This window comes from Streptomyces sp. NPDC007905, from assembly GCF_042959345.1.
Lineage (GTDB): Bacteria > Actinomycetota > Actinomycetes > Streptomycetales > Streptomycetaceae > Streptomyces.
This window is the reverse complement of record NZ_JBIBKS010000004.1, coordinates 199,487-222,728: the sequence shown is the minus strand read 5'-3', so window position 1 is coordinate 222,728 and position 23,242 is coordinate 199,487. Positions and strand designations below refer to the sequence as shown.

At 72.0% G+C, this 23,242-nt stretch carries 23 protein-coding genes; 13 read left to right on the top strand and 10 right to left on the bottom strand.

What is annotated here, in order from left to right; genetic code table 11:
• The first annotated feature begins 7 nt into the window (after window positions 1-7).
• Window positions 8-1,627, top strand: a complete 1,620-nt coding sequence (locus tag ACFZDC_RS09700; RefSeq protein WP_391321921.1) for an ATP-binding cassette domain-containing protein — start codon at window positions 8-10, stop codon at window positions 1,625-1,627.
• Between the two features lie 227 nt (window positions 1,628-1,854).
• Window positions 1,855-2,142 carry a DUF6158 family protein gene (locus tag ACFZDC_RS09695; RefSeq protein ID WP_391321919.1) on the top strand — a complete coding sequence of 96 codons (288 nt, stop codon included), beginning with the start codon at window positions 1,855-1,857 and terminating at the stop codon, window positions 2,140-2,142.
• 69 nt (window positions 2,143-2,211) lie between these two features.
• On the opposite strand, the gene ACFZDC_RS09690 is transcribed toward ACFZDC_RS09695, so the two are convergent.
• The 3 genes from ACFZDC_RS09690 to ACFZDC_RS09680 are packed head-to-tail and all read right to left on the bottom strand — an operon-like array spanning window position 2,212 to window position 3,787.
• Window positions 2,212-2,754: a DJ-1/PfpI/YhbO family deglycase/protease gene (locus ACFZDC_RS09690; protein ID WP_391321917.1), complete on the bottom strand. Its 543-nt coding sequence runs from the start codon at window positions 2,752-2,754 to the stop codon at window positions 2,212-2,214.
• Window positions 2,703-3,416 carry a diguanylate cyclase gene (locus tag ACFZDC_RS09685; RefSeq protein ID WP_391321915.1) on the bottom strand — a complete coding sequence of 238 codons (714 nt, stop codon included), beginning with the start codon at window positions 3,414-3,416 and terminating at the stop codon, window positions 2,703-2,705. The genes ACFZDC_RS09690 and ACFZDC_RS09685 overlap by 52 nt, the downstream gene beginning before the upstream one ends.
• Window positions 3,413-3,787: a DUF2795 domain-containing protein gene (locus tag ACFZDC_RS09680; RefSeq protein WP_391321913.1), complete on the bottom strand. Its 375-nt coding sequence runs from the start codon at window positions 3,785-3,787 to the stop codon at window positions 3,413-3,415. Before ACFZDC_RS09680 ends, ACFZDC_RS09685 begins: the two co-directional genes overlap by 4 nt.
• A 507-nt stretch (window positions 3,788-4,294) precedes the next feature.
• On the opposite strand from ACFZDC_RS09680, the gene ACFZDC_RS09675 reads away from it, so the two are divergent.
• The gene (locus ACFZDC_RS09675) at window positions 4,295-4,714 is read left to right on the top strand and encodes a hypothetical protein (RefSeq protein ID WP_391321911.1); all 420 of its coding nucleotides are present in this window, start codon (window positions 4,295-4,297) and stop codon (window positions 4,712-4,714) included.
• A 6-nt stretch (window positions 4,715-4,720) separates the two neighbouring features.
• Window positions 4,721-5,143: a DUF6368 family protein gene (locus tag ACFZDC_RS09670; RefSeq protein ID WP_391321910.1), complete on the top strand. Its 423-nt coding sequence runs from the start codon at window positions 4,721-4,723 to the stop codon at window positions 5,141-5,143.
• Between the two features lie 190 nt (window positions 5,144-5,333).
• Here the strand turns inward: ACFZDC_RS09670 and ACFZDC_RS09665 are convergent, their stop codons facing one another.
• Both ACFZDC_RS09665 and ACFZDC_RS09660 read right to left on the bottom strand, forming a co-directional pair.
• Window positions 5,334-5,879 carry a hypothetical protein gene (locus ACFZDC_RS09665; protein ID WP_391321908.1) on the bottom strand — a complete coding sequence of 182 codons (546 nt, stop codon included), beginning with the start codon at window positions 5,877-5,879 and terminating at the stop codon, window positions 5,334-5,336.
• An 809-nt stretch (window positions 5,880-6,688) separates the two neighbouring features.
• Window positions 6,689-8,485, bottom strand: a complete 1,797-nt coding sequence (locus ACFZDC_RS09660) for a thiamine pyrophosphate-requiring protein (RefSeq protein ID WP_391321906.1) — start codon at window positions 8,483-8,485, stop codon at window positions 6,689-6,691.
• Between the two features lie 305 nt (window positions 8,486-8,790).
• Between ACFZDC_RS09660 and ACFZDC_RS09655 the strand changes: the two genes are divergently transcribed.
• From ACFZDC_RS09655 to ACFZDC_RS09645, 3 genes are all read left to right on the top strand, one after another.
• Complete coding sequence (locus tag ACFZDC_RS09655) at window positions 8,791-9,720, top strand: hypothetical protein (protein WP_391321905.1); 930 nt, start codon at window positions 8,791-8,793, stop codon at window positions 9,718-9,720.
• Window positions 9,721-9,958: 238 nt separating this feature from the next.
• Window positions 9,959-11,215, top strand: a complete 1,257-nt coding sequence (locus ACFZDC_RS09650; protein WP_391321903.1) for an aminotransferase class I/II-fold pyridoxal phosphate-dependent enzyme — start codon at window positions 9,959-9,961, stop codon at window positions 11,213-11,215.
• Window positions 11,212-12,273, top strand: a complete 1,062-nt coding sequence (locus ACFZDC_RS09645; RefSeq protein ID WP_391321901.1) for an MBL fold metallo-hydrolase — start codon at window positions 11,212-11,214, stop codon at window positions 12,271-12,273. The genes ACFZDC_RS09650 and ACFZDC_RS09645 overlap by 4 nt, the downstream gene beginning before the upstream one ends.
• A 97-nt stretch (window positions 12,274-12,370) precedes the next feature.
• Here the strand turns inward: ACFZDC_RS09645 and ACFZDC_RS09640 are convergent, their stop codons facing one another.
• Together ACFZDC_RS09640 and ACFZDC_RS09635 are read right to left on the bottom strand one after the other, a co-directional pair.
• The gene (locus tag ACFZDC_RS09640) at window positions 12,371-13,003 is read right to left on the bottom strand and encodes a VTT domain-containing protein (RefSeq protein WP_391321899.1); all 633 of its coding nucleotides are present in this window, start codon (window positions 13,001-13,003) and stop codon (window positions 12,371-12,373) included.
• Window positions 13,000-13,773 (bottom strand): MBL fold metallo-hydrolase, encoded by a 774-nt coding sequence (locus tag ACFZDC_RS09635; RefSeq protein WP_391321897.1) that lies wholly within the window; start codon window positions 13,771-13,773, stop codon window positions 13,000-13,002. The genes ACFZDC_RS09640 and ACFZDC_RS09635 overlap by 4 nt, the downstream gene beginning before the upstream one ends.
• 85 nt (window positions 13,774-13,858) lie before the next feature.
• On the opposite strand from ACFZDC_RS09635, the gene ACFZDC_RS09630 reads away from it, so the two are divergent.
• The 4 genes from ACFZDC_RS09630 (at window position 13,859) to dnaK (ending at window position 19,051) form a co-directional block, all read left to right on the top strand.
• Window positions 13,859-14,290 (top strand): hypothetical protein, encoded by a 432-nt coding sequence (locus ACFZDC_RS09630; protein ID WP_391321895.1) that lies wholly within the window; start codon window positions 13,859-13,861, stop codon window positions 14,288-14,290.
• A 123-nt stretch (window positions 14,291-14,413) separates the two neighbouring features.
• The gene (locus ACFZDC_RS09625) at window positions 14,414-16,492 is read left to right on the top strand and encodes a phage holin family protein (protein WP_391321893.1); all 2,079 of its coding nucleotides are present in this window, start codon (window positions 14,414-14,416) and stop codon (window positions 16,490-16,492) included.
• A gap of 97 nt (window positions 16,493-16,589) precedes the next feature.
• Window positions 16,590-17,015 (top strand): OsmC family peroxiredoxin, encoded by a 426-nt coding sequence (locus ACFZDC_RS09620; RefSeq protein WP_391321891.1) that lies wholly within the window; start codon window positions 16,590-16,592, stop codon window positions 17,013-17,015.
• A 173-nt stretch (window positions 17,016-17,188) separates the two neighbouring features.
• On the top strand, window positions 17,189-19,051 hold the full coding sequence (dnaK, locus tag ACFZDC_RS09615) for a molecular chaperone DnaK (protein ID WP_391321889.1): 1,863 nt from the start codon (window positions 17,189-17,191) through the stop codon (window positions 19,049-19,051).
• A gap of 9 nt (window positions 19,052-19,060) precedes the next feature.
• Here dnaK and narJ read toward each other — a convergent pair whose 3' ends face one another.
• The 3 genes from narJ to ACFZDC_RS09600 all read right to left on the bottom strand — a co-directional run bounded on the left by narJ (window position 19,061) and on the right by ACFZDC_RS09600 (window position 21,732).
• The gene (narJ, locus tag ACFZDC_RS09610) at window positions 19,061-19,555 is read right to left on the bottom strand and encodes a nitrate reductase molybdenum cofactor assembly chaperone (protein ID WP_391321886.1); all 495 of its coding nucleotides are present in this window, start codon (window positions 19,553-19,555) and stop codon (window positions 19,061-19,063) included.
• A 382-nt stretch (window positions 19,556-19,937) separates the two neighbouring features.
• On the bottom strand, window positions 19,938-20,801 hold the full coding sequence (locus ACFZDC_RS09605; RefSeq protein ID WP_391321884.1) for a Scr1 family TA system antitoxin-like transcriptional regulator: 864 nt from the start codon (window positions 20,799-20,801) through the stop codon (window positions 19,938-19,940).
• A 100-nt stretch (window positions 20,802-20,901) separates the two neighbouring features.
• Window positions 20,902-21,732: a helix-turn-helix domain-containing protein gene (locus ACFZDC_RS09600; RefSeq protein ID WP_391321882.1), complete on the bottom strand. Its 831-nt coding sequence runs from the start codon at window positions 21,730-21,732 to the stop codon at window positions 20,902-20,904.
• Window positions 21,733-21,799: 67 nt separating this feature from the next.
• Between ACFZDC_RS09600 and ACFZDC_RS09595 the strand changes: the two genes are divergently transcribed.
• Both ACFZDC_RS09595 and ACFZDC_RS09590 read left to right on the top strand, forming a co-directional pair.
• Window positions 21,800-22,888, top strand: coding sequence for an ADP-ribosylglycohydrolase family protein (locus ACFZDC_RS09595; RefSeq protein WP_391321880.1), 1,089 nt, complete (start codon window positions 21,800-21,802; stop codon window positions 22,886-22,888).
• A gap of 48 nt (window positions 22,889-22,936) precedes the next feature.
• On the top strand, window positions 22,937-23,242 hold the full coding sequence (locus ACFZDC_RS09590; protein ID WP_391321879.1) for a 4a-hydroxytetrahydrobiopterin dehydratase: 306 nt from the start codon (window positions 22,937-22,939) through the stop codon (window positions 23,240-23,242).

Genomic DNA, 23,242 nt, shown 5'->3' with positions numbered 1-23,242 from the left:
CCCCCTCATGGGACATCTGGAAGCCGCGCACCTCGAATACCACCTCCCCGACGGCAGGACGCTGCTCGGCGATGTCTCCTTCCGGGTCGGCGAAGGCGCGGCCGTCGCCCTTGTCGGCCCGAACGGCGCCGGCAAGACCACCTTGCTCCGGCTGATCTCCGGCGAGCTGAAACCGCACGGCGGCACGGTCACCGTCAGCGGCGGCCTCGGCGTGATGCGCCAGTTCGTGGGCTCCGTCCGGGACGAGACGACCGTACGCGACCTGCTCGTCTCCGTCGCCCCGCCGCGCATCCGCGAGGCGGCGAAGGCCGTGGACCTGGCCGAGCACGCCATCATGACCGTCGACGACGAGGCAGCCCAGCTCGCCTACGCCCAGGCCCTCGCCGACTGGGCCGAGGTGCGCGGCTACGAGGCCGAGACGCTGTGGGACATGTGCACCACGGCCGCACTCGGTGTGCCGTACGAGCAGGCGCAGTGGCGGCAGGTGCGCACCCTCTCCGGCGGCGAGCAGAAACGCCTCGTCCTGGAGGCGCTGCTGCGCGGCACCGACGAGGTGCTGCTGCTGGACGAGCCGGACAACTACCTGGACGTCCCCGGCAAGCGATGGCTGGAACAGCAGCTGAGGGAGACCCGCAAGACGGTCCTGTTCGTCTCCCACGACCGTGAACTCCTCGCCCGCGCCGCCGAGAAGATCGTCTCCGTGGAGCCCGGGCCGGCCGGCGCCGACGCCTGGGTGCACGGTGGCGGCTTCGCCACCTACCACGAGGCCCGCCGCGAACGCTTCGCCCGCTTCGAGGAGTTGCGCCGCCGCTGGGACGAGAAGCACGCCCAGCTGAAGAAGCTCGTCCTGAACCTGCGTCAGGCCGCCGCGGTCAGCCACGAGATGGCCTCCCGCTACCAGGCCGCGCAGACCCGTCTGCGCAAGTTCGAGGAGGTGGGGCCGCCGCCCGAGCCGCCGCGCGAGCAGGACATCACCATGCGCCTGAAGGGCGGGCGCACCGGCGTAAGGGCCGTCACCTGCAAGGGCCTTGAGCTGACCGGCCTGATGAACCCCTTCGACCTGGAGGTCTTCTACGGCGAACGGGTCGCCGTGCTCGGCTCCAACGGCTCGGGCAAGTCGCACTTCCTCAGGCTGCTCGCCGGCGAGGACGTGGCGCACACAGGGGAATTCAGACTCGGTGCGCGAGTCGTGCCCGGCCACTTCGCCCAGACCCACGCCCACCCCGAGCTGCGGGGCCGTACCCTGCTCGACATCCTGTGGAAGGAGCACGCCCAGGACCGCGGCGCGGCCATGTCCCGGCTGCGCCGCTACGAGCTCACCGGCCAGGCCGAACAGCCCTTCGACCGGCTCTCCGGGGGCCAGCAGGCCCGCTTCCAGATCCTCCTGCTGGAACTGCAGGGAGTCACCGCGCTGCTGCTGGACGAGCCGACCGACAACCTCGACCTGGAGTCCGCCGAAGCCCTCCAGGAGGGCCTGGAGGCCTTCGACGGCACGGTTCTCGCGGTCACCCACGACCGCTGGTTCGCCCGCTCCTTCGACCGCTTCCTGGTCTTCGGCAGTGACGGCCGCGTCCGCGAGACCCCGGAGCCCGTCTGGGACGAACGCCGGGTGCAACGGGCCCGGTAGCCCTGCCGGGGGTCACAGGCTCTCCCGCCGCACCGGCGCACCGCCGCACCGGCGCACCGCCGCACCGGCGCGCTGCGCACCTGCGGGCCGGCAGGGGGCGACGCATGCGGAGGCCCGGGGGCCGGGATGTTCGTACAGTGGGTGGAGGAACGCGAGCTACGCGAGCTCCACGGCTCCCTCCCGGAAAACGCTCGGGTCAGTGCATGCCGGGCGGGTACTCGGACCCCATGAACGACCACGACGAGCGGGGCACCACCATGACCGGAGTCGACCCCAGCCGACTGGACGACCAGCAGCTCATGAAAGAGCTGGAGACGATCCACCGCACGCGCCACGACACGCTCCTGTACGGATCGAACGACGCGCTGCGGGCCCACAACGAGCGCATGGCGCAGCTGGAGGGCGAGTACCTGCGCCGCAACCCGCGCCGCCTGGTCAGCGCGGGCCGCACCCGCGAGGGCGCCCGTGAGCGCAGCTGCGGCGAGGCGGCGACTCCGGGCGCGTCGGGCACCTGAGGCGGTCCCACGCGAAAGGGCCGGCCCGCGGTGAGGCGGGCCGGCCCGGGCGCGGTTCGGGGCGGTGGGTCAGCCCACCTCGCCGGCGAACACGTGCAGAAACGTGTCGCAGAACGCCTTCAGATCGTCCGGCTTGCGGCTGGTGACCAGCTGGTTGGAGCCGTGGTCGCAGATCTTCACCCGCTCGTCCACCCAGGTGCCGCCCGCGTTGCGGATGTCCGTCCGCAGGCTCGGCCACGACGTCAGCACCCGGCCCCGCACGACGTCCGCCTCCACCAGCGTCCACGGCGCGTGGCAGATGGCGGCCACCGGACGGCCCTGGTCGAAGAAGTCCTTCACGAACGCGACGGCCTTCTCGTCCATCCGCAGGAAGTCCGGATTGGCCACCCCGCCCGGCAGGACCAGCCCGCCGAACGACTGGGCCGACGCCTCGCCCACGACCTCGTCCACGGGGAAGGTGTCCGCCTTGTCCAGATGGTTGAACGCCTGGATCTTCCCGGACTCCGTCGACACCAGCACCGGTTCGTGCCCGGCGTCGGAGGCCGCCTTCCACGGCTCGGTCAGCTCGACCTGCTCGACGCCCTCGGGCGCGACCAGAAACGCGATACGCATGACTCCTCACTTCCTTTCGCAGTACCGAAAACGGCCCTCTCGGCCCGCGCGCGCCGCTTCCTCGCCCCGGCCGCGCGCCCGCAGCGCAGCAGCTCCTCGCCGTACGGCAGGAGCACGCAGGCGCCGATCGCGAGGCCGATGCCCGCCAGATAGCCGGGCGACAGCGGGCGCCGGCGCGGCACCAGGCGCCAGGCGTCCGGATCGCCACGCCCGCGCCGCAGCAGCGACCGCACCTGGTCGGAGTGCAGGCACATCAGCGAGGCCAGCGCCCCGAACGGCAGCGCCTCGAGGAAGCTGTGGATGTGCTGCTCCAGGGGTTTGACCTCACGGTCGCTGTCCACAGCGGTGCGCACGTCCCACAGCGCCGTCGCCTCGTGCACCGCCGCCGCGCCGAGCTGCACGGTCAGCAGCAGGGGATTGATCTCGTAGCGCAGGGTCAACGCGATGGGCACGCCGACCTCGGCCATCATCAGGGAGTGGATCAGGGACTCCTTCGTCCCCGCGGTGTGCTCGATCCGGGTGCGCCGGTGCATCGCCCAGTCCGCCAGACCGGGCAAGAACCAGCCGGGCAGCAGCCCGTACAGCAGGAACCGCGTGGTGGCCTCCCCGACGTCGACCGTGGTGCCGGTCGTGGCGATCTGCGCGGCCTGGCTCCGGCTCACTCGCCCACCAGCGCCTCGGCCAGCTCCTGCACATTGGCGTACCGTTCCGAGCGCGGGAGCCGGGCCACCGCGTCGACCAACCCGCCGGGCGCGTTGCCGCGGCGCAGGGCCCGGGCCACGTCCGCGGCGTTCGCCGGGAAGGCGTGCCGGCTCAGGTGCCGGGCCAGTTCCAGCCGCACCCGCTCCAGGGACGCCGGCGATCCCAGACCGCCCACCGGCCCGCTCCAGACCTCCGGGTCGTCGTCGGCGGCCGGTTCCGGATCGTGCCACTCCTCGACGCGCGTCGGGTGCCCGGACCGGAGCAGGCCCTTCAGCTCGTGCTTCATCTCGTCGTCCCGGTGGACGTTCAGCCGGTCACTGCCTCGCTGCATGTCTCACTCCAGATCTTCGGGGTCCGCACCGCGTACCCGGCGGCCCGGAGGCCGACACCGGGTCCGACGGCCGGAAACCGGCCGTTTTGTCGAACGACGCGAACGAGTTCGGTGGCCAAGCCGGTGACCTGGGAGAACTGTTTTCCGCACACCAACGATTGCCCCCTGTGCGCACCGAACCGTTCAGTGCGCAGACGCGTACCCGGTAGGGCCGTCGTGTAACAGCCGTCGATGAGGACGGGGCAGGGAGTCAGAGGCAGCAGCTCTCTGCTCCCACGATCTTCCGCTCCGCGAGTCCGGCGAACCGTTCGGCTTTGCCGGTAATCACCCTTGGTGACGAGTCGAGCCGCTGCGCCTTTGCCCAGCCTCGGGCAGCACCGGGCCGGTGGCGCCGACGGACGGCGCACGCTGCACCCCGGCCGGCAGGCCGAAGACGGCGACGGAGCTAAAACACCACCAGCTTCAGCTTCCCCGTGACCGTCATGCGCCGGTGGCGTTGGGTAGATCATGAAACTGAACCGCCCCTACCGGCGCCTGCTGCGCTCCGCGCTCGCGGCCGCCGTGACTGCGTTGACCCTCGTGGTGAACGTGCCGTCGGCGCACGCCGAGGCGACGGTCGGCCTCACTTACGGGGCCCCGGAAATCTCCGATGACGGGGACACCGCCACCTGGTCGTGGACGGTGACCAACGGCCAGGAGCCGGTCGATGAGCTCGTTGTGACCCATGAGCTGCAGCCCCAGAATCTCCGGGTCATCAAGATCTCAGAACCCTGTACCTCGTCAGGTACCGCCTTTAAGTGCGCCTACGGCACGCTGAAGCCGGGCGAGAGCCGCACCGGCTCGCTCGTGGCCCACATCCCCGCAAACATGGCGGGTTCCGTAAAGCTCAGCGGACGGGCCACGTGGATGACGTCTACGGCGCCGTAGTTACCGGTGTTGGTGGTCGAGTTGGCAGAGGCCGTCCCCCGCGCGGCGATTCAGCGGCTCCGCGACCTTCTGGTTCGCTCCTCGGCGCGGTTCGAGGAGAAGCGGGTCGGCGAGTACGACCTGAACATTCACACGGAGAGCCTCGGCATCTCGGAGCCCGGGGGCGTCGACGGAAGACGGCCTGTCCTGGTCTCCGTCATGGGGCCCGGCATCGGCGACGAGTCCATATCCGAGGCCGAGCACGCCGATGAAGTCGATCAGGAGTCTCTCATCGGCTTCACGCCGACCCACGCCGTCAATGTCGTCGCCTTCTGCAACCGTCCAGTCGGTCACTGTGGCCGTTCCCCGAACGGAAACCCATGGGGCTCAGGCGCCGAAAAGTGGCAGAAGCGCGGCCGTGGGGACCAACGGAGCAGCCAGTATCGATGAGATTGATCTTGACCTTGGAAGCTGGCCCGGGCACGGCGTCGCGCCTTCGGTGCCATGGTCGTACGGCCGGATGTCCTCAGCCGATGTCCGAAGAACGTGCCGTTCGGCCTTGGGGAGCAAGGCCGAAGCCCCGTCTGGGCGTACGAGTGCCGCCGCCCCGGGGCGGCGGCGCGGCAGACGCGCGGTCGACTCAGGAGCAGGGCACCGCGATCTGGTAGGTGCGCTCCCCCGAGTCGATGGAGGGGCCGTCCGTCCAGTACGCCCCGTTTTGGAAGAACCGCATGCTGACGGTGTACTCGCCGCATTCCGACAGAGTGCCGACGTTGATCATGTCGTCCTTCGAGCCGGTGCGGGACGTCTGGCTGACCAGGTACGTGTCGTACGACAGCACCTTGCCCTTGGAGTTGCTCACCGTTCCCGTGGCGCGCCAGTTGGCCGGGTAGTTGCTGCTGGCGTTGTACCAGGCGGCGCCCCAGTAGTAGGTGTTCGTGTCGGTCTCGCCCCTGACGTGGGCTTTCTGCGAGGCATCGACGACGAGGCACACACGGGCATCGGCGTAGGTCCAGTTCTTCGCGCCGTAGTGGCCCTCCCACGGCGTGCAGTAGGTGCCCGCGACCGGCGGTTCCGCGGCAGCCGTCGCCGACGCCGGGGCTCCTTGGAGCAGGAAGGTCGTGATCGCGGCCATGGCCACGCCTGTCGCGCGCCGGGCGAGCGCCCGCGTCCGGAGATTCGACAAGGGAGGTCCTCTCGAGTTGAGCAGTGTTCTTGTGCATACCGCCCAACGATCTTCGAAGGCCCGGGGCTACGCCTCTTTCGGGTGGTGGCCGGGAACTTGGTCGATGGCGCAAGGCGGGTGTGATGATGAGCCAGGTCCACAGATCGGCGCTGTCGGCGTGGCGGACCTTCGGTGCCGTCCAGCCGAGGGTCTGCTTCAGGAGCCTGAAGGTGTGCCCCAGGTCGAATCTGCGGAGGAAGAACTGCCACCAGCGGTCCACGTCGGTGTGGCGGCATTGGCACCCGGCGTGAGCAGAGAACGAGGAGAGAGAGCCACAAGGGCCATGGCGAAAGAACGAGTCACCGTGTCTGTCCCCCGGTGTGCCCCGGGTGATGTGCCCGAGGCGATCGGTGCCGCTATGGCTCCGTACGACTACAACCGCCACTTCACTCCCGGCGAGCAGCGCCGGCTGGGTCCGGTAGTCCTCCACGGCCTGCATTCCGGGGTAGCCCTCGGGGGCCGCGAAGTGCCTGGCCCAGAAGTGACTCGCCGGGTGCACCGGCGGGTGCCCGGAGGCGAACGCCTGCCAGGCCTCGAAGGTGGCCTGACGCCGGACACGATCGTCGTCCGCGTGCTGTACCACGGGTGAGAAGGCCCGGCCGGCCTTCCGGACCTCGTCCGTGGCGCTGGAACTGTGCCGTTGCCGATACCCGGCGCCCCCTGTGACGCACTGATCTCAAGGGGCGCTCTCTCCTCGGGCGGGGGCGCTGCTGTGCCGGGCTCTCCCGACGGTGAACTGTTGGACGCCGTTCACCACCCGACGTTTCGCGCTAGTGCTTGCCCCGGCTCGGCAGGAACTCCTGCACCTTCGCCTTCAGCCCCTGCCTGATCATCGAACCACGGTCCGCGTCGCCCTTGAGGATCGACGTGGCGGTCGCCTCCATCTGCTCCCAGGTGGCGTGCGGCGGGATCGGCGGTACGGCGGGGTCGGTGAGGAACTCGATCACGGCCGGTCCGTCGGCCTCCAGGGCCGCCCGCCAGCCGGCCTCGACCTCCTCGGCCTTCTCCACCCGGACGCCGGTCAGGCCCAGCGAGCGGGCGAACGCCGCGTACTGCACGTCAGGGATCTCCTGGGACGGCAGGAAGGAGGGGGAGCCCTCCATCGCGCGCATCTCCCAGGTCACCTGGTTCAGGTCGCGGTTGTTCCAGACGCCCACCACCAGCCGTGGATCCGACCAGCGGTCCCGGTACTTGGCCGCGGTGATCATCTCCGCCAGGCCGTTCATCTGCATCGCACCATCGCCGACCAGCGCGATCACCGGTCGGTCCGGGTGCGCGAACTTCGCGCCGATCGCGTACGGGACCCCCGGGCCCATCGTCGCCAGCGTTCCGGACAGTGAACCGCGCATGCCCGGCCGCATGGTGATGTGCCGTGCGTACCAGTTCGCGACCGAACCGGAGTCGGAGGTCAGGATCGCGTTGTCCGGCAGCAGCGGGTCCAGTGCCCGGGCCACGTACTCGGGGTTGATCGGGTCGGCCGACAGTCCGGCCCGCCGCTCCATCGTCTCGTGCCAGCGCTTCACGTTGGCGCACACGGTGTCGTACCACTCGCGCCCGCCGCGATCGGTCTGCAGCAGCGGGATCAGCCGCTGCAGGGTGGCCTTCGCGTCGCCGACGAGGTTCACCTCGTAGGGATACCGCATGCCGACCATGTGCGGGTCGATGTCGATCTGCACCCCGCGCGCCTTGCCGAAGTCCGGCATGAACTGGGTGTACGGGAACGACGAGCCGATCGTCAGCAGCGTGTCGCAGTCCCGCATCATCTCGTACGACGGCCTGCTGCCCAGCAGGCCGATCGGCCCGGTGACGTAGGGCAGCTCGTCGCTGAGTACGTCCTTGCCGAGCAGCGCCTTGGCGACGCCCGCGCCGAGCAGCTCGGCGATCTCCTGCACCTCCACGACCGCCCCGGCGGCACCCTGCCCGATCAGGATGGCCGGCTTGTCGCCCGCGTTCAGCACGTCCGCCGCCCGGCGCAGCGCGTCGTCCGTGGGGACCGCCGTGTAGTCGCTCATGCCCAGGCTGGAGGGCACCATCTTGAACTCGTGCGTGGGCGGCGAGTAGTCCAGCTCCTGCACATCACCGGGGATGATCAGCGCGGTCGGGCAGCGCCGGGCGTAGGCCGTGCGGATCGCCCGGTCCAGCACGTTCGGCAGCTGCTCGGGCACCATCACCGTCTCCACGAACTCCGAGGCGACGTCCTTGAACAGCGTGTGCAGGTCCACCTCCTGCTGGTAGGAGCCGCCCATCGCGGTCCGGTTGGTCTGGCCGACGATCGCCAGCACGGGCACATGGTCCAGCTTGGCGTCGTACAGGCCGTTCAGCAGATGGATCGCGCCGGGTCCGGAGGTCGCCGCGCACACCCCGAGCCGGCCGCTGAACTTCGCGTACCCGACTGCCTCGAAGGCGGACATCTCCTCGTGCCGGGACTGGATGAAACGCGGCTGGTCCTCGGCCCGCCCCCAGGCGGCGAGCAGTCCGTTGATCCCGTCCCCGGGATAAGCGAAGACCTGTTCCACGCCCCAAGCGCGCAGGCGCTCGAGGATGTGATCGGCGACCTTTGTGCTCATGAAGAGATCTCCCCGGTGCGGTGCGAAGCGGACGATCCGGTCAGCACCTACCGAGTCACCGGCAGGGGGGCTGGAAAACCTGCGTGGACGGTACCGGCGACGACCGTCGCGCAGGCTCGCCGAGGCCGTCCCGGAGTCACCCGTTAGGCCGTTCGCGTCCCGCGAATGGGGTCCGGCCGCGCGCGGTGCGGCGTCCGGCGGGCTGTGATGGCAGCGAGGGTGCGAGAGCCGTGTCCCGCGGCCGCAGCGCCCGGCCGTCGTCTCCACCGTCCCGCAGTTCCGCCGTCCGTCGAGGAGCCCGCCCCATGCGCCGCACCGCTCGTGCCCTGTCCGTCGCCGTCCTGGCAGGGGCCGCGTTCGCCATAGCCGGGCCCGCCGCGTCCGCGCATCCCGCGTCCGCGCATCCCGCGTCCGCGCATCCCGCGTCCGCGGCGAGCGCCGGCACCGCCAAGCCCGGCGGCACGCTCACCGTGTCCGCGTCCTGCGGCGCTCTCACCGGGCAGGCACTCGACTCCCTCGACGCCACCGGGCAGTGCGGCGACGGGCAGGAGCCGGGGGAGACGCCGGCACTGGTCCCGGAGCAGGGGGTGACGCCCGGACTGGTCCAGGAACCGGGGCAGACGCCGGGACTGACCCAGCAGCAAGGGCAGACGCCGGGGCCGGCCAGGGAGTCGGAGTCGGCGCAGGGACTGCGGCCGGAGACGGGGGCGGCGCAGGATCCGGGCCAGGGGCAAGGGCTGGGACAGGGCCAGGACCAGGGGCTCGGCCAGGGGCAAGGGCTGGGCCAGGACCAAGGCCAGGGCCAGGACCAAGGCCAGGGCCAGGACCAAGGCCAAGGCCAGGGACGCGAGTGTGAGGAGGGCACGCGGACCTGTAGCGACGGGCCCGCGCAGTGCCGCGAGGGGGAGAAGTGCCCCGACGGGCCCGCGCAGTGCCGGGAGCCGGAGTGCCGCGGCGACGGACAGCAGTGCGCGGCGGCCCGGGCCTGCACCGGAGACCAGGGGTGCGAGAACTCCCACGGCACCAGCTGCTCCGGCGGAGACGGCTGCCGCGATCACCACGACGGCGACGACGAGTGCTCCCCGGCGACCGTGCAGAGCGGGGTCGCGGCCGGGGCGGGCGGCACCTTCACCGACTCGGTGCCGGCGCTGGTCGCCGGCGGGGTGCTGATCGCCGCCGCCTGCGCAGGCGCCGTCTACCGGCTGCACGGCCGCACGAGGGCTGCGAACAGCTGACGGGAGGCCGGACCCGGGCGCCCGGGGCAAACCTGGATCAACTGAACACATCGGACCGCGGGCCATGGAGGGCCGTCCGCCGGGTACACACCATCCCGAGGGCACCAGCAGGCACCAGCAGGCACCAGCAGGCACCGGACGCACCAGCCACGCAGCAGGCACCACAGGAGCAGCCGACGAGGAGAGCACGGCCCGGACGGGAACACCACACGGCACCACGGACTGCGCGGAGGCGGACATGCGGCGGACGGACCCGGAAGGACACGGACCCGTCCGCTATGGGCCGCCCCTGCCCGGCGACGGCCTGCCCGTCCTCCCCGAACTCTCCGCCTGCCTCGCCGCCGCAGCGAGCCGCGCCGAGGCCCAGCCCCTCGGCGGCGCCCCCGCCCTGCTGGAGGCGGCGTGCGGCTACTGGACCCGGCGCGGACTGCCCTGCGCTCCCGACCGGGTGGCCGCCGGACCCGGTGCCCCTGCCCTGCTGCTCGCCCTGACCGCCGCGCTCTCCGGCGACGGCGGTGACGTGCTGGTGCCCCGCCCGTGTGCCTCCTGGTGGGCGCCGTACGCCCGCCTGCTCGGCAGGCCCGTCTTCTACGTGCCGACCCCCGCCGAGAGCGGCGGCGTCCCCGACCCGTACGCCCTGCTGGAGACCGTCCGCCGGGTCCGTACCGAGGGCGGGGATCCCCGGCTGCTGGTGCTGTCCGTCGCCGACGATCCCACCGCGACCGTCGCCCCGCCCGAGCTGCTGCACGAGACCGTCGAGGCGGCGGCGGCCGAGGGTCTGCACCTGGTCAGCGACGAGACCTGGCGCGACACCCTGCACGACCCGCACCAGACCGTGCTGCTCAGCCCCGCCGAGATGCTGCCCGACCGGGTCACCGTCGTCACCGACCTGGCCGGCGCCCTGCTGCCGGTCGGCTGGCCCGCCGCCGTCGCCCGCTTCCCCACCGGTGCGGAGGGGGAGCGGCTGCACGCGCGCGTGCTCGACATCCTCACCGCGCTCGGCGCCCGGATCGCCGCACCGGTCGCCGCCGCGGCCGGGTACGCCCTCGACGAACCCGAGCCCGTCACCGAGCGCCGCGAGGCCGCCGTACGCCTCCACGCGCGTGTGGCCGCCGCCGCGCACAGCGTGGTCGTCGCGGCCGGCGCGCTCGCCCGGCCGCCACAGGCCGGCCGGCACCTGTACGTCGACCTCGGCCCGCTGCGCGAAGCGCTCGCCGAGCAGGGCGTCGCCGACGCCCAGGAACTGGAGGACTTCCTCTCCGCCCGGCTCGGCATGTCCGCGCCCGGTGGCCACCGCTTCGGCGACGACCTCGGGGCACTGCGCGTGCGGTTGGCCACGGGGCCCCTGCTGCACGGCACGGACGAGGAACGCACGGAATGCCTCACGTCACCCTCACCGTTGGAACTGCCACAGGTGCACAGCGCGTTGATCTCCTTGAGGTCGGCCCTCGACGATCTCCGCGACGACGCTCAGCGACGGGAGCCTCCTCGATGACGCAGCAGACGCACGAGCCCGAGCCCGCCATCAGGACCAGCCACGAAGTCGGCGCCCCCGTGGCCCCGGCCCCCGTCGCGCCCCCGTTCCCGCCGCTGGCCGAGCCCCGTCCGCTGGGCGAACACCGCGTCTGGCCGCGGACCTTCCACGACCGGCTCACCGCGCCCCTGCCCGGGCTCAAGGCCCTCGCCCGCTTTGCCCGGGAGGGCGCCGTGCGCCCCGGCCCCGAGGGCCTCGCCGACATCCCCAGACTTCCCTGCGCACCCGGTCCGCTGCCCCGCACCGGCACCCGCACGGCCGCCGTCACCTGGGCGGGGCACGCCAGTTGGATCGTCCAGATGGGCGGGCTGACCGTCCTCACCGACCCGGTGTGGTCCCGCCGCATCCTCGGCACCCCGGCCCGTATCACCCCCGTGGGCGTCCCGTGGGACACCCTGCCGCGCGTCGACGCGGTCGTCATCAGCCACAACCACTACGACCACCTGGACGCACCCACCCTGCGCCGACTCCCGCGCGAGACACCCGTGTTCGTTCCGGCCGGCCTCGGCGGCTGGTTCCGGCGGCGCCGGTTCACGTGCGTCACCGAGCTGGACTGGTGGGAGGGCGCCGAACTGTCCGGCGTCCGCTTCGACTTCGTGCCCGCCCACCACTGGTCCAAGCGCACCCTCACCGACACCTGCCACAGCCTCTGGGGCGGCTGGGTCCTCACCGCCCCCGCCGGACAGCGCCTCTACTTCGCCGGTGACACCGGCTACGGCCACTGGTTCTCCCGCATCGGCCGTCGCTACCCCGGAATCGACCTCGCGCTCATGCCCATCGGCGCCTACGACCCCCGCTGGTGGCTCAGCGACGTCCACTGCGACCCGGAGGAGGCGGTCCAGGCCACACTGGACCTGGGGGCGAGGAGGATGGCACCGATGCACTGGGGCACGTTCATCCTGTCGGCGGAGCCGGTCCTGGAACCCCTCACACGGGCCAGGGCGGCCTGGGAGAAGGCGGGCCTGGAGCGCGAGGACCTGTGGGATCTGCCGGTGGGCGGCTCGCGAGTGCTCGACTGAACTCCCCGATGGGCACGGGGATGTGTCGATGTACCGCCGCGGGGCGCGGCCGCTCACACGGAACCGCCCCCCGAAAACGACCGAACCCCCGACGGCGCTACCGAACGCGCCGCACCGCACTCGGGATCGCACTGATCACCAGGGTCAACCCCACCGCGGCGACAACACCTTCCCACGGCTCCGGGAACAGGGACCCACCGAGGACCCCGATCACCTGGTAGGTCAACGCCCAAGCCAGACACGCCGGCAGGTTCCCCCTGCTGAAGCGCCGCAGCGGCCACTCGGCCATCAGGCACGCAAGCATGACCGGTATCCGCCCCGCGGGGACCAGCCGGGACAACACCAGCACGGCGACCCCGTGGTCGGCCAGTTTCCCCTGCGCCTGCGCGAGCCGCTCCTCCGGCGCCCGGGAACGGATCGCCTCCAGCCAGCGCGAGCCGTTCCTCGACCGCATCCCACGCCGCCCCAGCCAGTACAGCGCCGCGTCCCCGAGGAAGGCGGCCAGCGAGGCCGTCACGAAGACCAGCGCCAGCGAGAACGGCGCCGTCTGATGGAACGCCACCACCGCTGCGGAACTCACCAGCGCCCCGGTCGGCACGACCGGCACCAGCGCCCCGATCAGCACCAGCAGGAACAGCGACGGAGTGCCGAGTGCCTGCTGTGTGTACTGCGGCGACACAGGCCTCGCCGAAGCGGCGGCGAGGATGACGGCGGTGGGCCACCAGCTCACCGCGCGACCTCCAGCCGCACGCTCTCCCCGTGCCCGAGTTCGTGCACGGCCACCTGCGGCGCGGTGGCGGCAGCAAGGCGTACGAACTCCTCGCCCGGGGCGTGGAATTCGTGCGGGCGCACCGCGTCCATGCCGATCGGCCAGTAGGTCCCGTAGTGCACCGGCACCGCCAGGCGCGGCGCCAGCCGGGCCAGCGCCCGGGCCGCGCGGCCCGCGTCCAGGTGCCCCTCACCGAGGTACGGCCCCCAGCCGCCCACCGGCAGCAGCGCCACGTCCACCGGCCCGACCTGCTCGGCCATCGTGTCGAACAGGCCCGTGTCCCCGGCGAAGTAGGTGCGTGCCTCGCCCTCGACGACGTACCCGAGAGCGGGGGAGCGGTGCGGGCCGACCGGCAGCCGACGCCCGTCGTGCTGTGCGGGCACCGCCCGCACCAGGAGGTCCCCGACCCGCACTTCGTCGCCCGGGGCCACCTCGGTGATCCGTAGCTGCCGCAGCCGGCGCAGCCCCGGTACCGCCCGTGGTGCGCCCCGGGGCACGAGCAGGCGCGTGCCCGGGGCGAGTGCGGCCAGCGAGGGCAGGTGCAGATGGTCGGCGTGCAGATGGGAGACGACCGCCAGGTCCGCGCGGTGGGCCTCGGCGGGGGGTACGGCGCCCCGGCGGCGGCGCAGATGCGCGAGCCGGCGGGCGAACAGGGGATCGGTGAGCACCCGTATGTTCGAGTCCTGGAGCGTGCAGGTGGCGTGACCCCACCAGGTGATCTCCACCGGCACCTTCTTCGCCTCCTTCGCGCGACTCCCCCGAAGCCTACGGGCAGGAGTAGGGTCGGCGGCGAAACCCGGAGGTGAGGGGGACGCCATGGGACAGCTGCGGGGTGCCTCCGGCGGGCTCGCGCCGGTGCGGGTCACCGCCATCGCGAGCCTGACGCCACTGGAGGAACTGGAGGCCGATCCCTTCCTGGTGGACTCTCGCAGCCAGCACGCCATGTGTGCCCGCTGGGCGGCGGAACACGGCTACGTGGTCGTACGGGAACTCCTCGTCGGCGGCCTCCGTTTCGACCATTGCGCACTGTGGGACGGGGTCCGGCCCGGCGTGGACGTGTTCGTGGCACCCAGTCGGCGCGTGCTGGAGCGCGCCCTGTCCTCGGTGGAGGAGTTCACCGCCGAGTGCGCGCGGCGCGGGGTGCGCGTGGAGACGGTGGGGCGGGCCGAGCCGTCGTACGACGCGCAGATGAAGGCACGGGTCCACCGCAGGCTGTCGATGCCGACGGCGGGGTACGACGGGCGATGACGGCCCGGCGGCCCGATCGTCCGGCCCCCGGCCTGCTATGACAAGGTGGAGCAAGGCCCTGGTCGAGCTGAGCGAGACGGGGGTACCCCGCCCGACGGGTGGGGGAGGGCCGGGACGTGAGGTGTGCGGGGCGTGCGGTGGCGGCGGATTGCCGGTCAGGTCGGGCGGAGCGTCACGGTGTGGGCGGTCTCCACGCTCACCATGCTCGTCCTCGCGGGCCTGCTGCCCGACTTCAGGCTCCAGTCCGCCGACGGTGACAGCGCCACCCGGATCGCCGTCACCGCCGCGTGCGGCGCCGGCGCCTTCGGCGTGCTCTCGGCCGTGGTGTGGCCGCGCCTGGTACGGCTGCTGCTGCTCGTGCCCGCGCTGGTCCTCGGCCTGCTGGTGTTCTTCCTCAACGGCTCCCTGCTGCTGCTCGCCCTGCGCGTCAACCCCTCCGGGCGCCCCGAGGCGGCCCCGGAGACCGCCGTCATCGTGGCCGCCGTGATGTCCGCCGTCGCCTCGGCCACCGGCGCCGCCCTCACCGTGCGCGACGACGACGCCTATCGCCGCCGCCTCCTGCGCCTCGCCGACCGCCGCCGCGGTGCCGGCCCGCCCTGCCCGGCCACGCCCGGCCTGGTCTGCGTCCAGCTCGACGGCGTCGGCCACGACGTCCTCACCCACGCCGTCCGCAAGGGCCTCATGCCGACGGTCGCCCGCTGGCTGGCGACGGACGACGGCGGGCAGCCGACCCACCGGCTCACCCACTGGCGCACCGACTGGTCCAGCCAGACCGGTGCCAGCCAGCTCGGCATCCTGCACGGCAGCACCTTCGACGTGCCCGCCTTCCGCTGGTACGAGAAGGACCGGGGCGAGGTGATGGTCTGCAATCGCCCGACCAGCGCCGTCGAACTGCAGCGCCGCGCCGTCCTGCGTACGGGCGACGGTGGACTGCTCACCGTCGACGGCGCCAGCCGCGGCAACCTGTTCGGCGGCGGTGCCGGCGAACAGGCCCTCGTGCTGTCCATAGCCACCCGCCGCCGCGGCCGGGAGAACCGTTCCCGCGCCGGCTACTTCGCCTACTTCTCCGACCCCGCCAACGCGGTGCGCACCGCCCTGTCCTTCGTCGCCGAGGTCGCCCGCGAGATCGGCCAGTCCACCCGGGCCCGCGTCCGCAGACAGCGGCCCCGGGTGAGCCGCGGCGGCCTGTACCCCTTCGTGCGCGCCTTCGCCACCGTCGTCGAACGGGATGTCGTGGTCGCCGCCGTGATGGGCGACCTGCTCGCCGGCCGCACCGCCGTCTACGCCGACCTCGTCGCCTACGACGAGGTCGCCCACCACTCCGGGCCGCGCAGCCGGGACGCCGAGAAGGTCCTGCAGCGCCTCGACCGGTCCCTCGCGCTCATCGAGAAGGCCACCGAACACGCCCCGCGCCCCTACCGGATCGTCGTCCTGTCCGACCACGGCCAGAGCCCCGGCGAGACCTTCCACGCCCGCTACGGCCTCACCCTCGCCGACCTCGTCCGGGCCGGCTGCGGACTGCCCGTGCCGCGCAGGGCCGAACGCACCCGCAGCGGCGCCGAGGCCCGCGCCGCCGTCCGCGCGGCCCTGCGCCGGCCCGTGGAGGAGAGGGGCGAGGAGTACCGGGCCGCCCGTGGCTCGGAGCCGGTCGTGCTGGCCTCGGGCAACCTCGGCCTGGTCTCCTTCGCGGACGTGCCGCACCGCATGACCAAGGAGGAGATCGACGCACGGCACCCCGCCCTGCTCGCCACCCTCGCCAACCACCCCGGCATAGGCTTCCTGCTGGTGCGCAGCGAGGCGCACGACGGCGTGGTGCTCGGCCCGTACGGCACCGAGATCCCGCTGGACAGGCTGGAGGAGGAGCCCGGCCCGCTCGCCCGCTTCGGCCCCGGCGCCGCCGACGCCGTCCGCCGCACCCACACCTTCCCGCACACCGCCGACATCATGGTCAACTCCGCCCACGACCCCGCCGACGGCGAAGTCCTCGCTTTCGAGGAGCAGATCGGCTCCCACGGCGGTCTCGGCGGCGACCAGTCCCGCCCCTTCCTGCTCTCCCCGCTCACCCTGTCCCCACCCGCCGAGGAGGGAGCGGAACCGACCGGCGCCGAGCACGTGCACCGCGTGCTGCGCCGCTGGCTGCGCGAGGCGAACGGGCCGCAGGTGCCGCTCACCGAGGCGGCGGAGGAGGAGCGGGCCGCCTGAAACCCCGCGTGGCCCGGTCTTCAGGGTGCGGTGCGCCCGAATGTGATCGGATGGGACCAGGAACTCGGAAACGGGACCACACCCGAAAGGAACCACCGTGGCTACCACGCGCACCGCACACACGGTCTGGGAAGGCAATCTGCTCGAGGGCAACGGCGTCGTCACCTTCGACTCCTCCGGTATCGCTCAGCAGCCCGTCACGTGGGCCTCGCGCGCCCAGGACGCGAACGGCAAGACCAGCCCGGAGGAGCTGATCGCGGGCGCCCACTCCAGCTGCTTCTCCATGGCGCTGTCGCACGCGCTGGCCGGTGCCGGCACCCCGCCCACCCGCCTGGAGACCAAGGCGGACGTCACCTTCCAGCCCGGCGAGGGCATCACCGGCATCCACCTCACCGTCCGCGGCGAGGTGCCGGGCCTGGAAGCGGACGGCTTCCGGTCGGCGGCCGAGGACGCCAAGAAGAACTGCCCGGTCAGCCAGGCCCTGACCGGTACGACCATCACCCTGACGGCCGAGCTGGCCTGACGCTCGTACGTCATCCGATGCCGCGTTCCCGCCGGGGCGCGGCATCGCCGTTTTCGGGCACTCGTGCATTGACAAGGACGTACGCGCGTCCTGTGCTGGGAGTGCGGCAGGCGTCCTGACGGAGGCGTCTCGGCGGTTGCTCTGGTGAACGCGCTGGTGGAAGGGGACGAACCATGGCACGTGCGGTCGGGATCGATCTCGGGACGACGAACTCGGTGGTGGCCGTTCTGGAGGGCGGCGAGCCCACCGTCGTCGCCAACGCGGAGGGCGCGCGGACCACACCCTCCGTGGTGGCGTTCGCGAAGAACGGTGAGGTACTGGTCGGCGAGGTCGCCAAACGGCAGGCCGTGACCAACGTCGAGCGCACCGCACGCTCGGTCAAGCGGCACATGGGTGATCCGGACTGGCGCTTCCCCGAGCAGGGCTCGATCGACGGCACCCGGCTGCGCGCACAGGAGCTGTCGGCGCGGGTGCTGCAGAAGCTGAAGCGGGACGCGGAGGCCTACCTCGGCGAGGACGTCACGGACGCGGTGATCACCGTACCGGCGTACTTCGACGACGCCCAGCGGCAGGCCACCAAGGAGGCCGGGGAGATCACCGGCCTGAAGGTGTTGAGGATCATCAACGAGCCCACAGCCGCCGCCCTCGCCTATGGCCTGGACCGCGGCGAGGAGCAGACGGTCCTCGTCTTCGACCTGGGCGGCGGTACCTTCGACGTGTCCCTGCTGGAGATCGGCGACGGGGTCATCGAGGTGAAGGCCACCAACGGTGACACCCACCTCGGCGGCGACGACTGGGACCAGCGGATCGTCGAGCACCTGGTCAAGCGGTTCAAGGGGCAGTACGGCATCGACCTGGGCAACGACAAGATGGCCGTGCAGCGGCTGCGCGAGGCCGCCGAGAAGGCCAAGATCGAGCTGTCCTCGTCCTCGGAGACCTCCATCAACCTGCCCTACATCACCGCCTCCGCCGAGGGCCCGCTGCACCTGGAGGAGAAGTTGACCCGCGCCCAGTTCCAGGAACTGACGGCGGACCTCCTGGACCGCTGCAAGACGCCCTTCCACCAGGCGGTCAAGGACGCGGGTGTGCAGCTGTCCGCGATCGACCACGTCATCCTGGTCGGCGGTTCGACCCGCATGCCCGCCGTCACCGAGCTGGTCAAGGAACTCACCGGCAAGGACCCGCACAAGGGCGTCAACCCCGACGAGGTGGTCGCGGTGGGCGCGGCCCTCCAGGCCGGTGTCATCCGTGGCGACGTCAAGGACGTCCTGCTGCTGGACGTCACCCCGCTGTCCCTGGGCATCGAGACCAAGGGCGGCATCATGACCAGGCTGATCGAACGCAACACCACGATCCCGACCCGCCGTTCGGAGATCTTCACCACCGCCACCGACAACCAGCCATCGGTCGGCATCCAGGTCTACCAGGGCGAACGCGAGATCGCCGCCTACAACAAGAAGCTCGGCGTCTTCGACCTCACCGGCCTGCCGCCGGCCCCGCGCGGGGTACCGCAGATCGAGGTGGCCTTCGACATCGACGCCAACGGCATCATGCACGTCTCCGCGAAGGACCTCGCGACCGGCCGGGAGCAGAAGATGACCGTCACCGGCGGCTCCGCCCTCCCCAAGGACGACATCGACCGCATGATGCGGGAGGCCGAGCAGTACGCCGAGGAGGACCGCAAACGCCGCGAGGCCGCCGAGACCCGCAACCAGGCCGAGCAACTCGTCTACCAGACCGAGAGGTTCCTGAGCGACAACCGGGACCGGGTGCCCGCCGACACCCGCAGTGAGGTCGAGACCGCGGTCACGGAACTGAAGACGCTGCTGGAACAGAACGCCGACACCTCCGCCCTGCGCACGGGAGTCGAGAAACTCGCCACCGTCAGCCAGAAGATGGGCCAGGCCATGTACAGCCAGGCCCAGCCGTCGGCCTCCGGCGATTCGGGCGGGGAACAGAGCACGCCGGACGAAGAGAGCGTGGTGGACGCGGAGATCGTGGACGACGAACGGGACACCAAGGGCGGCGCCGCCTGACTCGACGGCTCAGGAACGCGCCCCGCCGGACGACGTCGGCAGAGTGGCGCACACCGCGTCCAGGACGCCTGCGTACGGGGTGCCGTAGGCGGTCAGCCGGGACCGCAGCTGTTCCAGCGCGCCCCGGTGCCCGGTGAGCAGAGCGGTGTCGCCGGTGCGAGCGGTGAGCTCCAGGACCGCCGGCAGGAAGTCCGGCCGTTCCTCGCCGCTGAACTCCAGCCCGTGCTCCCGGTAGACGTCCTTGAAGCGCCCCATGGACATGCCCCGCCGCCGGGTGTCGCCGTCGCGCCACCGGCTCAGGTACAGGCTGTGTCGGCTCTTGAGGTCGAAGACCCGCACATAATGTGCGGCCAGCTCCCGCTGCGGGGTGACGGCCGCGTGGTCGGTGAAGGACCGCAGCTGCGGGGCGGCTTCGCGCAGCAGCGGCAGCCGGGCGACGAAGTCGTCGTCCGGGTAGGTCAGGCAGAGTGCCGCCGCCTGGTAGAGCACCGCGTCCGAGGGCATCAGGCCTCCTGTTCGGGGAGCACAGGAGGGAACGCGTCGCGGCCGACTTCTGCGATGTCCGCCTCCTCGCGGGACCGCCGGGTCGCGGGGTCCACGCGGGCGAGGAAGCGGGAGGAACCGCCCGGCGCTCAGCAGCGCCGCGCCGGGCTCCCCGGGTGGTGTCCGCGTGTCCGCCACGTGCGCTCCCTTGCTCACCCCGTGGTTCAGAACCTAGGGGCGGGTGGGGAAACGCACCTGTCCAGGCCACCCGTCCGGGTCAGGGATTGCGCGCCACCCCGGCGTACAGGCGCACGACGTCCTTTGCCTGAGCCGCCACCCCCTCGATCGGCGGGGCGTCGGATCCGGACCAGCGGGGTGTGCTCCTCAGCCGGTCACAACGGTGTCAGAGGGTCTCGCGGTACTCACGCAGGATCTTCCGGGTGCGCTGCGCGGAGGCGGCCCGGGTCGTCATGTGGTCCAGCACCTCCAGATGCGCGGCGACCTCCCGGCGGGAGTCCAGGTACAGCGCGCCGGTCAGGTACTCGGTGAACACCATGTCCGGCAGCTCCGGCTCGGCGAACCGGAACAGCGTGAACGGGGCGTACGTCCCCGGGTGCGGGCCGGCCGCGAACTCGGCGAGTTGCAGGGTGACCCGGTCCCGTTCGGCGTACTCCAGCAGCCGGTCCAGCTGGTCGCGCATCACCTCGGGCCGGGTGCTCACCGGGCGCCTCAGCACCGTCTCGTCCATGATCACCCACAGGTGCGGCGGATCGTCACGCTCCAGCAGCCGCTGCCGCTCCATGCGCAGCGACACATGCCGCTCGACCGTCTCCGGACCGGTCTGCCCTATCGTCCCGGCCTCCATCACCGCGCGCGCGTACGCCTCCGTCTGCAGCAGGCCGGGCACGAAGTGCGGCTCGTAGGAGCGGATGATCCGGGCGGCGCCCTCCAGGCTCACGTACAGGCTGAACCAGTCCGGCAGAACGTCGTGGAACCGCTGCCACCAGCCCGGCTCGTTCGCCTCCTCGGCCAGCCGCACGAACGCGGCCGTCTCCTCCTCGGGCACCCCGTAGGTGGACAGCAGCACCTGCACGTACGGGATCTTCAGCGCGACCTCGGCCATCTCCATCCGACGTACGGTCGCCGACGCCACCCTGAGCACCCGGGCGGCCTCCTCACGGCCGAGACCGGCCGCCTCCCGGAGCTCCTGCAGCCGCTTGCCCAGCACCACCTGGCCCACGGTGGGTGCAGGCCGCCGCTCACTCACGCCACGCCCTCGCCTACGCGCCGAAGCATGCGGGCAGTCTGTCATGCGACCCGCCCGTCGCACACGTGGTCGAGAAGAACCGTGGACCGGTGCGTGAGGGTCAACCTGCCAGTGTGCGCAGGTACTTGGTGGTCGCCGGGTCCGCGGGAAGGAACGTCTCGATGGCCAGTTCGGCGACCGTGACGTCCATGGGCGTGTTGAAGGTGGAGATGGACGACACGAACGACAGGACCCGGTCGTCGTGCTCGATCCGCAGCGGCAGCGCGAAGTACGGCACCGGCTCGGCCGGTTCGTCACCGGGCGCGTCCTCGGGCACCGGGTAGGCGGCCACCTCCTCGTACAGGGCCCGCAGTTGGTCCGAGCGGTGCAGGGCGATCTCCCGTTCCATCTGCGCCAGCAGATGCCCGCGCCACTCGCGCAGGTTGCGGATGCGCGGCGCGAGCCCCTCGGGATGCAGCGTCAGCCGCATCGCGTTCGGCGCCGGTGTCATCAGCTTCTCGGGGACGCCCTCCAGCAGCATGGCGATGCCCCGGTTGGCGGCGACCACGGTGTACCCGGCGTCGACCACGAGCGCCGGATACGGCTCGTAGCCCTGGATGAGCCGCTCCATGCCGTCGCGCAGTGCGTCCAGCGCCGGGTCGTCCAGCGGGGTCTCCGGGTAGTGCGGGGCGTAACCGGCCGCCAGCAGCAGCGCGTTGCGCTCGCGCACCGGCACGTCCAGGTGCTCGGCCAGCCGCAGCACCATCTCCTCGCTGGGCCGCGACCGGCCCGTCTCGATGAAGCTGATGTGCCGGGCGGAGGAGTCGGCGCGCAACGCCAGCTCCAGCTGCGAGATCCGGCGGCGCTCCCGCCAGGAGCGCAGCAGCGGGCCCACCCCCTTGTCCTTGGGGGCGGCTGCGGATGCGGACGGGCCGGTCGCGACAATGGTCATACGGACGACCGTAGTCGAGGAGCCCGCTGACGACCGCAGCCGGGCACCGGAGTCGAGGAGCGCACGCATGGACCAGTGGTGGAAGCCGTCCTGGGAGGCCGCGGCGGTGTACCGGTCCAGAGTCCGCGGCTGCCTGCTCGGCGGGGCACTCGGCGACGCCCTCGGCTACCCGGTCGAGTTCGCCTCCCTCGACCGGATCCGCGCCCTGCACGGCGCGCGCGGGGTGACCGGTCTCGTCCCGGGCGCGCACGGCGCGGTCGGCCTGATCAGTGACGACACGCAGATGACCCTGTTCACCACCGAGGCGCTCGTGCAGGCCCATGCCCGTGAGCGGGAGAAGGGGATCGGCGGCGGCTGGGCCCTGCTGCTGCGCCGGTCCTACGAGCGGTGGCTCGAGACGCAGACGAAGTCCGGGCCGCGGGAGGCCGCACCGCCGCAGAGCGGCGCTCCGACGGGTGGTCTCGTCACCGAGGCCTGGCTGTACGCCCGCCGCGCCCCCGGCAACGCCTGCCTGTCCGGGGTCGCCCAGATGTACGCACCCGACCCCCTGCTCCCGCTCGACGGCAGACCGGGGCAGGTCAATCCGGACTCCAAGGGCTGCGGCACGGTGATGCGCTCGGCCCCCTTCGGCCTCGTCAACACCGCCGACGCGGCCTTCGCCATGGCCGCCCGCGGCGCGCAGATCACCCACGGCCACCCCACCGGCTACTACGCGGCTGGCGCGCTGGCCGCGATCGTGGCCCACCTGGTCGCCGGGGAGTCGCTGGAGGGCTCGGTGCTGCGCACCCTGCGGCTGCTGGAACGCCACCCCGGTCACCAGGAGACCACGGCCGCCCTGCGCGAGGCCCTCGACCTGGCGGCGCAGGGAGCGCCGACGGCGGAGAAGGTCGAGACCCTGGGCGAGGGCTGGGTCGCCGAGCAGGCTCTCGCCATCGGCGTCTACTGCGCGCTGGCCGAGCCCCGCGTCGAGGACGCCCTGCTGCTGTCCGTCAACCACTCGGGTGACAGCGACTCCACCGGTTCGATCTGCGGCAACCTGCTCGGCGCCCGGCACGGCGACGTCGGTCTCCCGCACGCCTGGGTCGGGCGGGTGGAGGGCCGTGCCCGCATCGCCGCGCTGGCGGACGACCTCGCGGCGGAGTGCGTACGCGGCTGAACGTGGCAGGCTGAACAGGTACCCGCCCGCCACGAAGGGAGCTCGCCCATGGCCGTCGAACCGCTGTCCCCGAAGGAGATCGAGGCCCGGCTCGCGGAGCTGCCCGGCTGGTCGCTCGACGGCGACCGCCTCACCCGCTCCTACCGGCTCGGCTCGCACTTCGCCGCGACGGCCCTGGTCGTGCACATCGCCCGCATCCAGGACGAGCTGGACCACCACTCCGACCTCACCCTCGGCTACAACACCGTCTCCCTCAGCGTGAACACCCACAGCGCGGGCGGCGCCGTCACCGAGAAGGATGTCGAACTCGCCCGCAGGGTGGAGGACATCGCCCCAGGTCACACACCACACTGA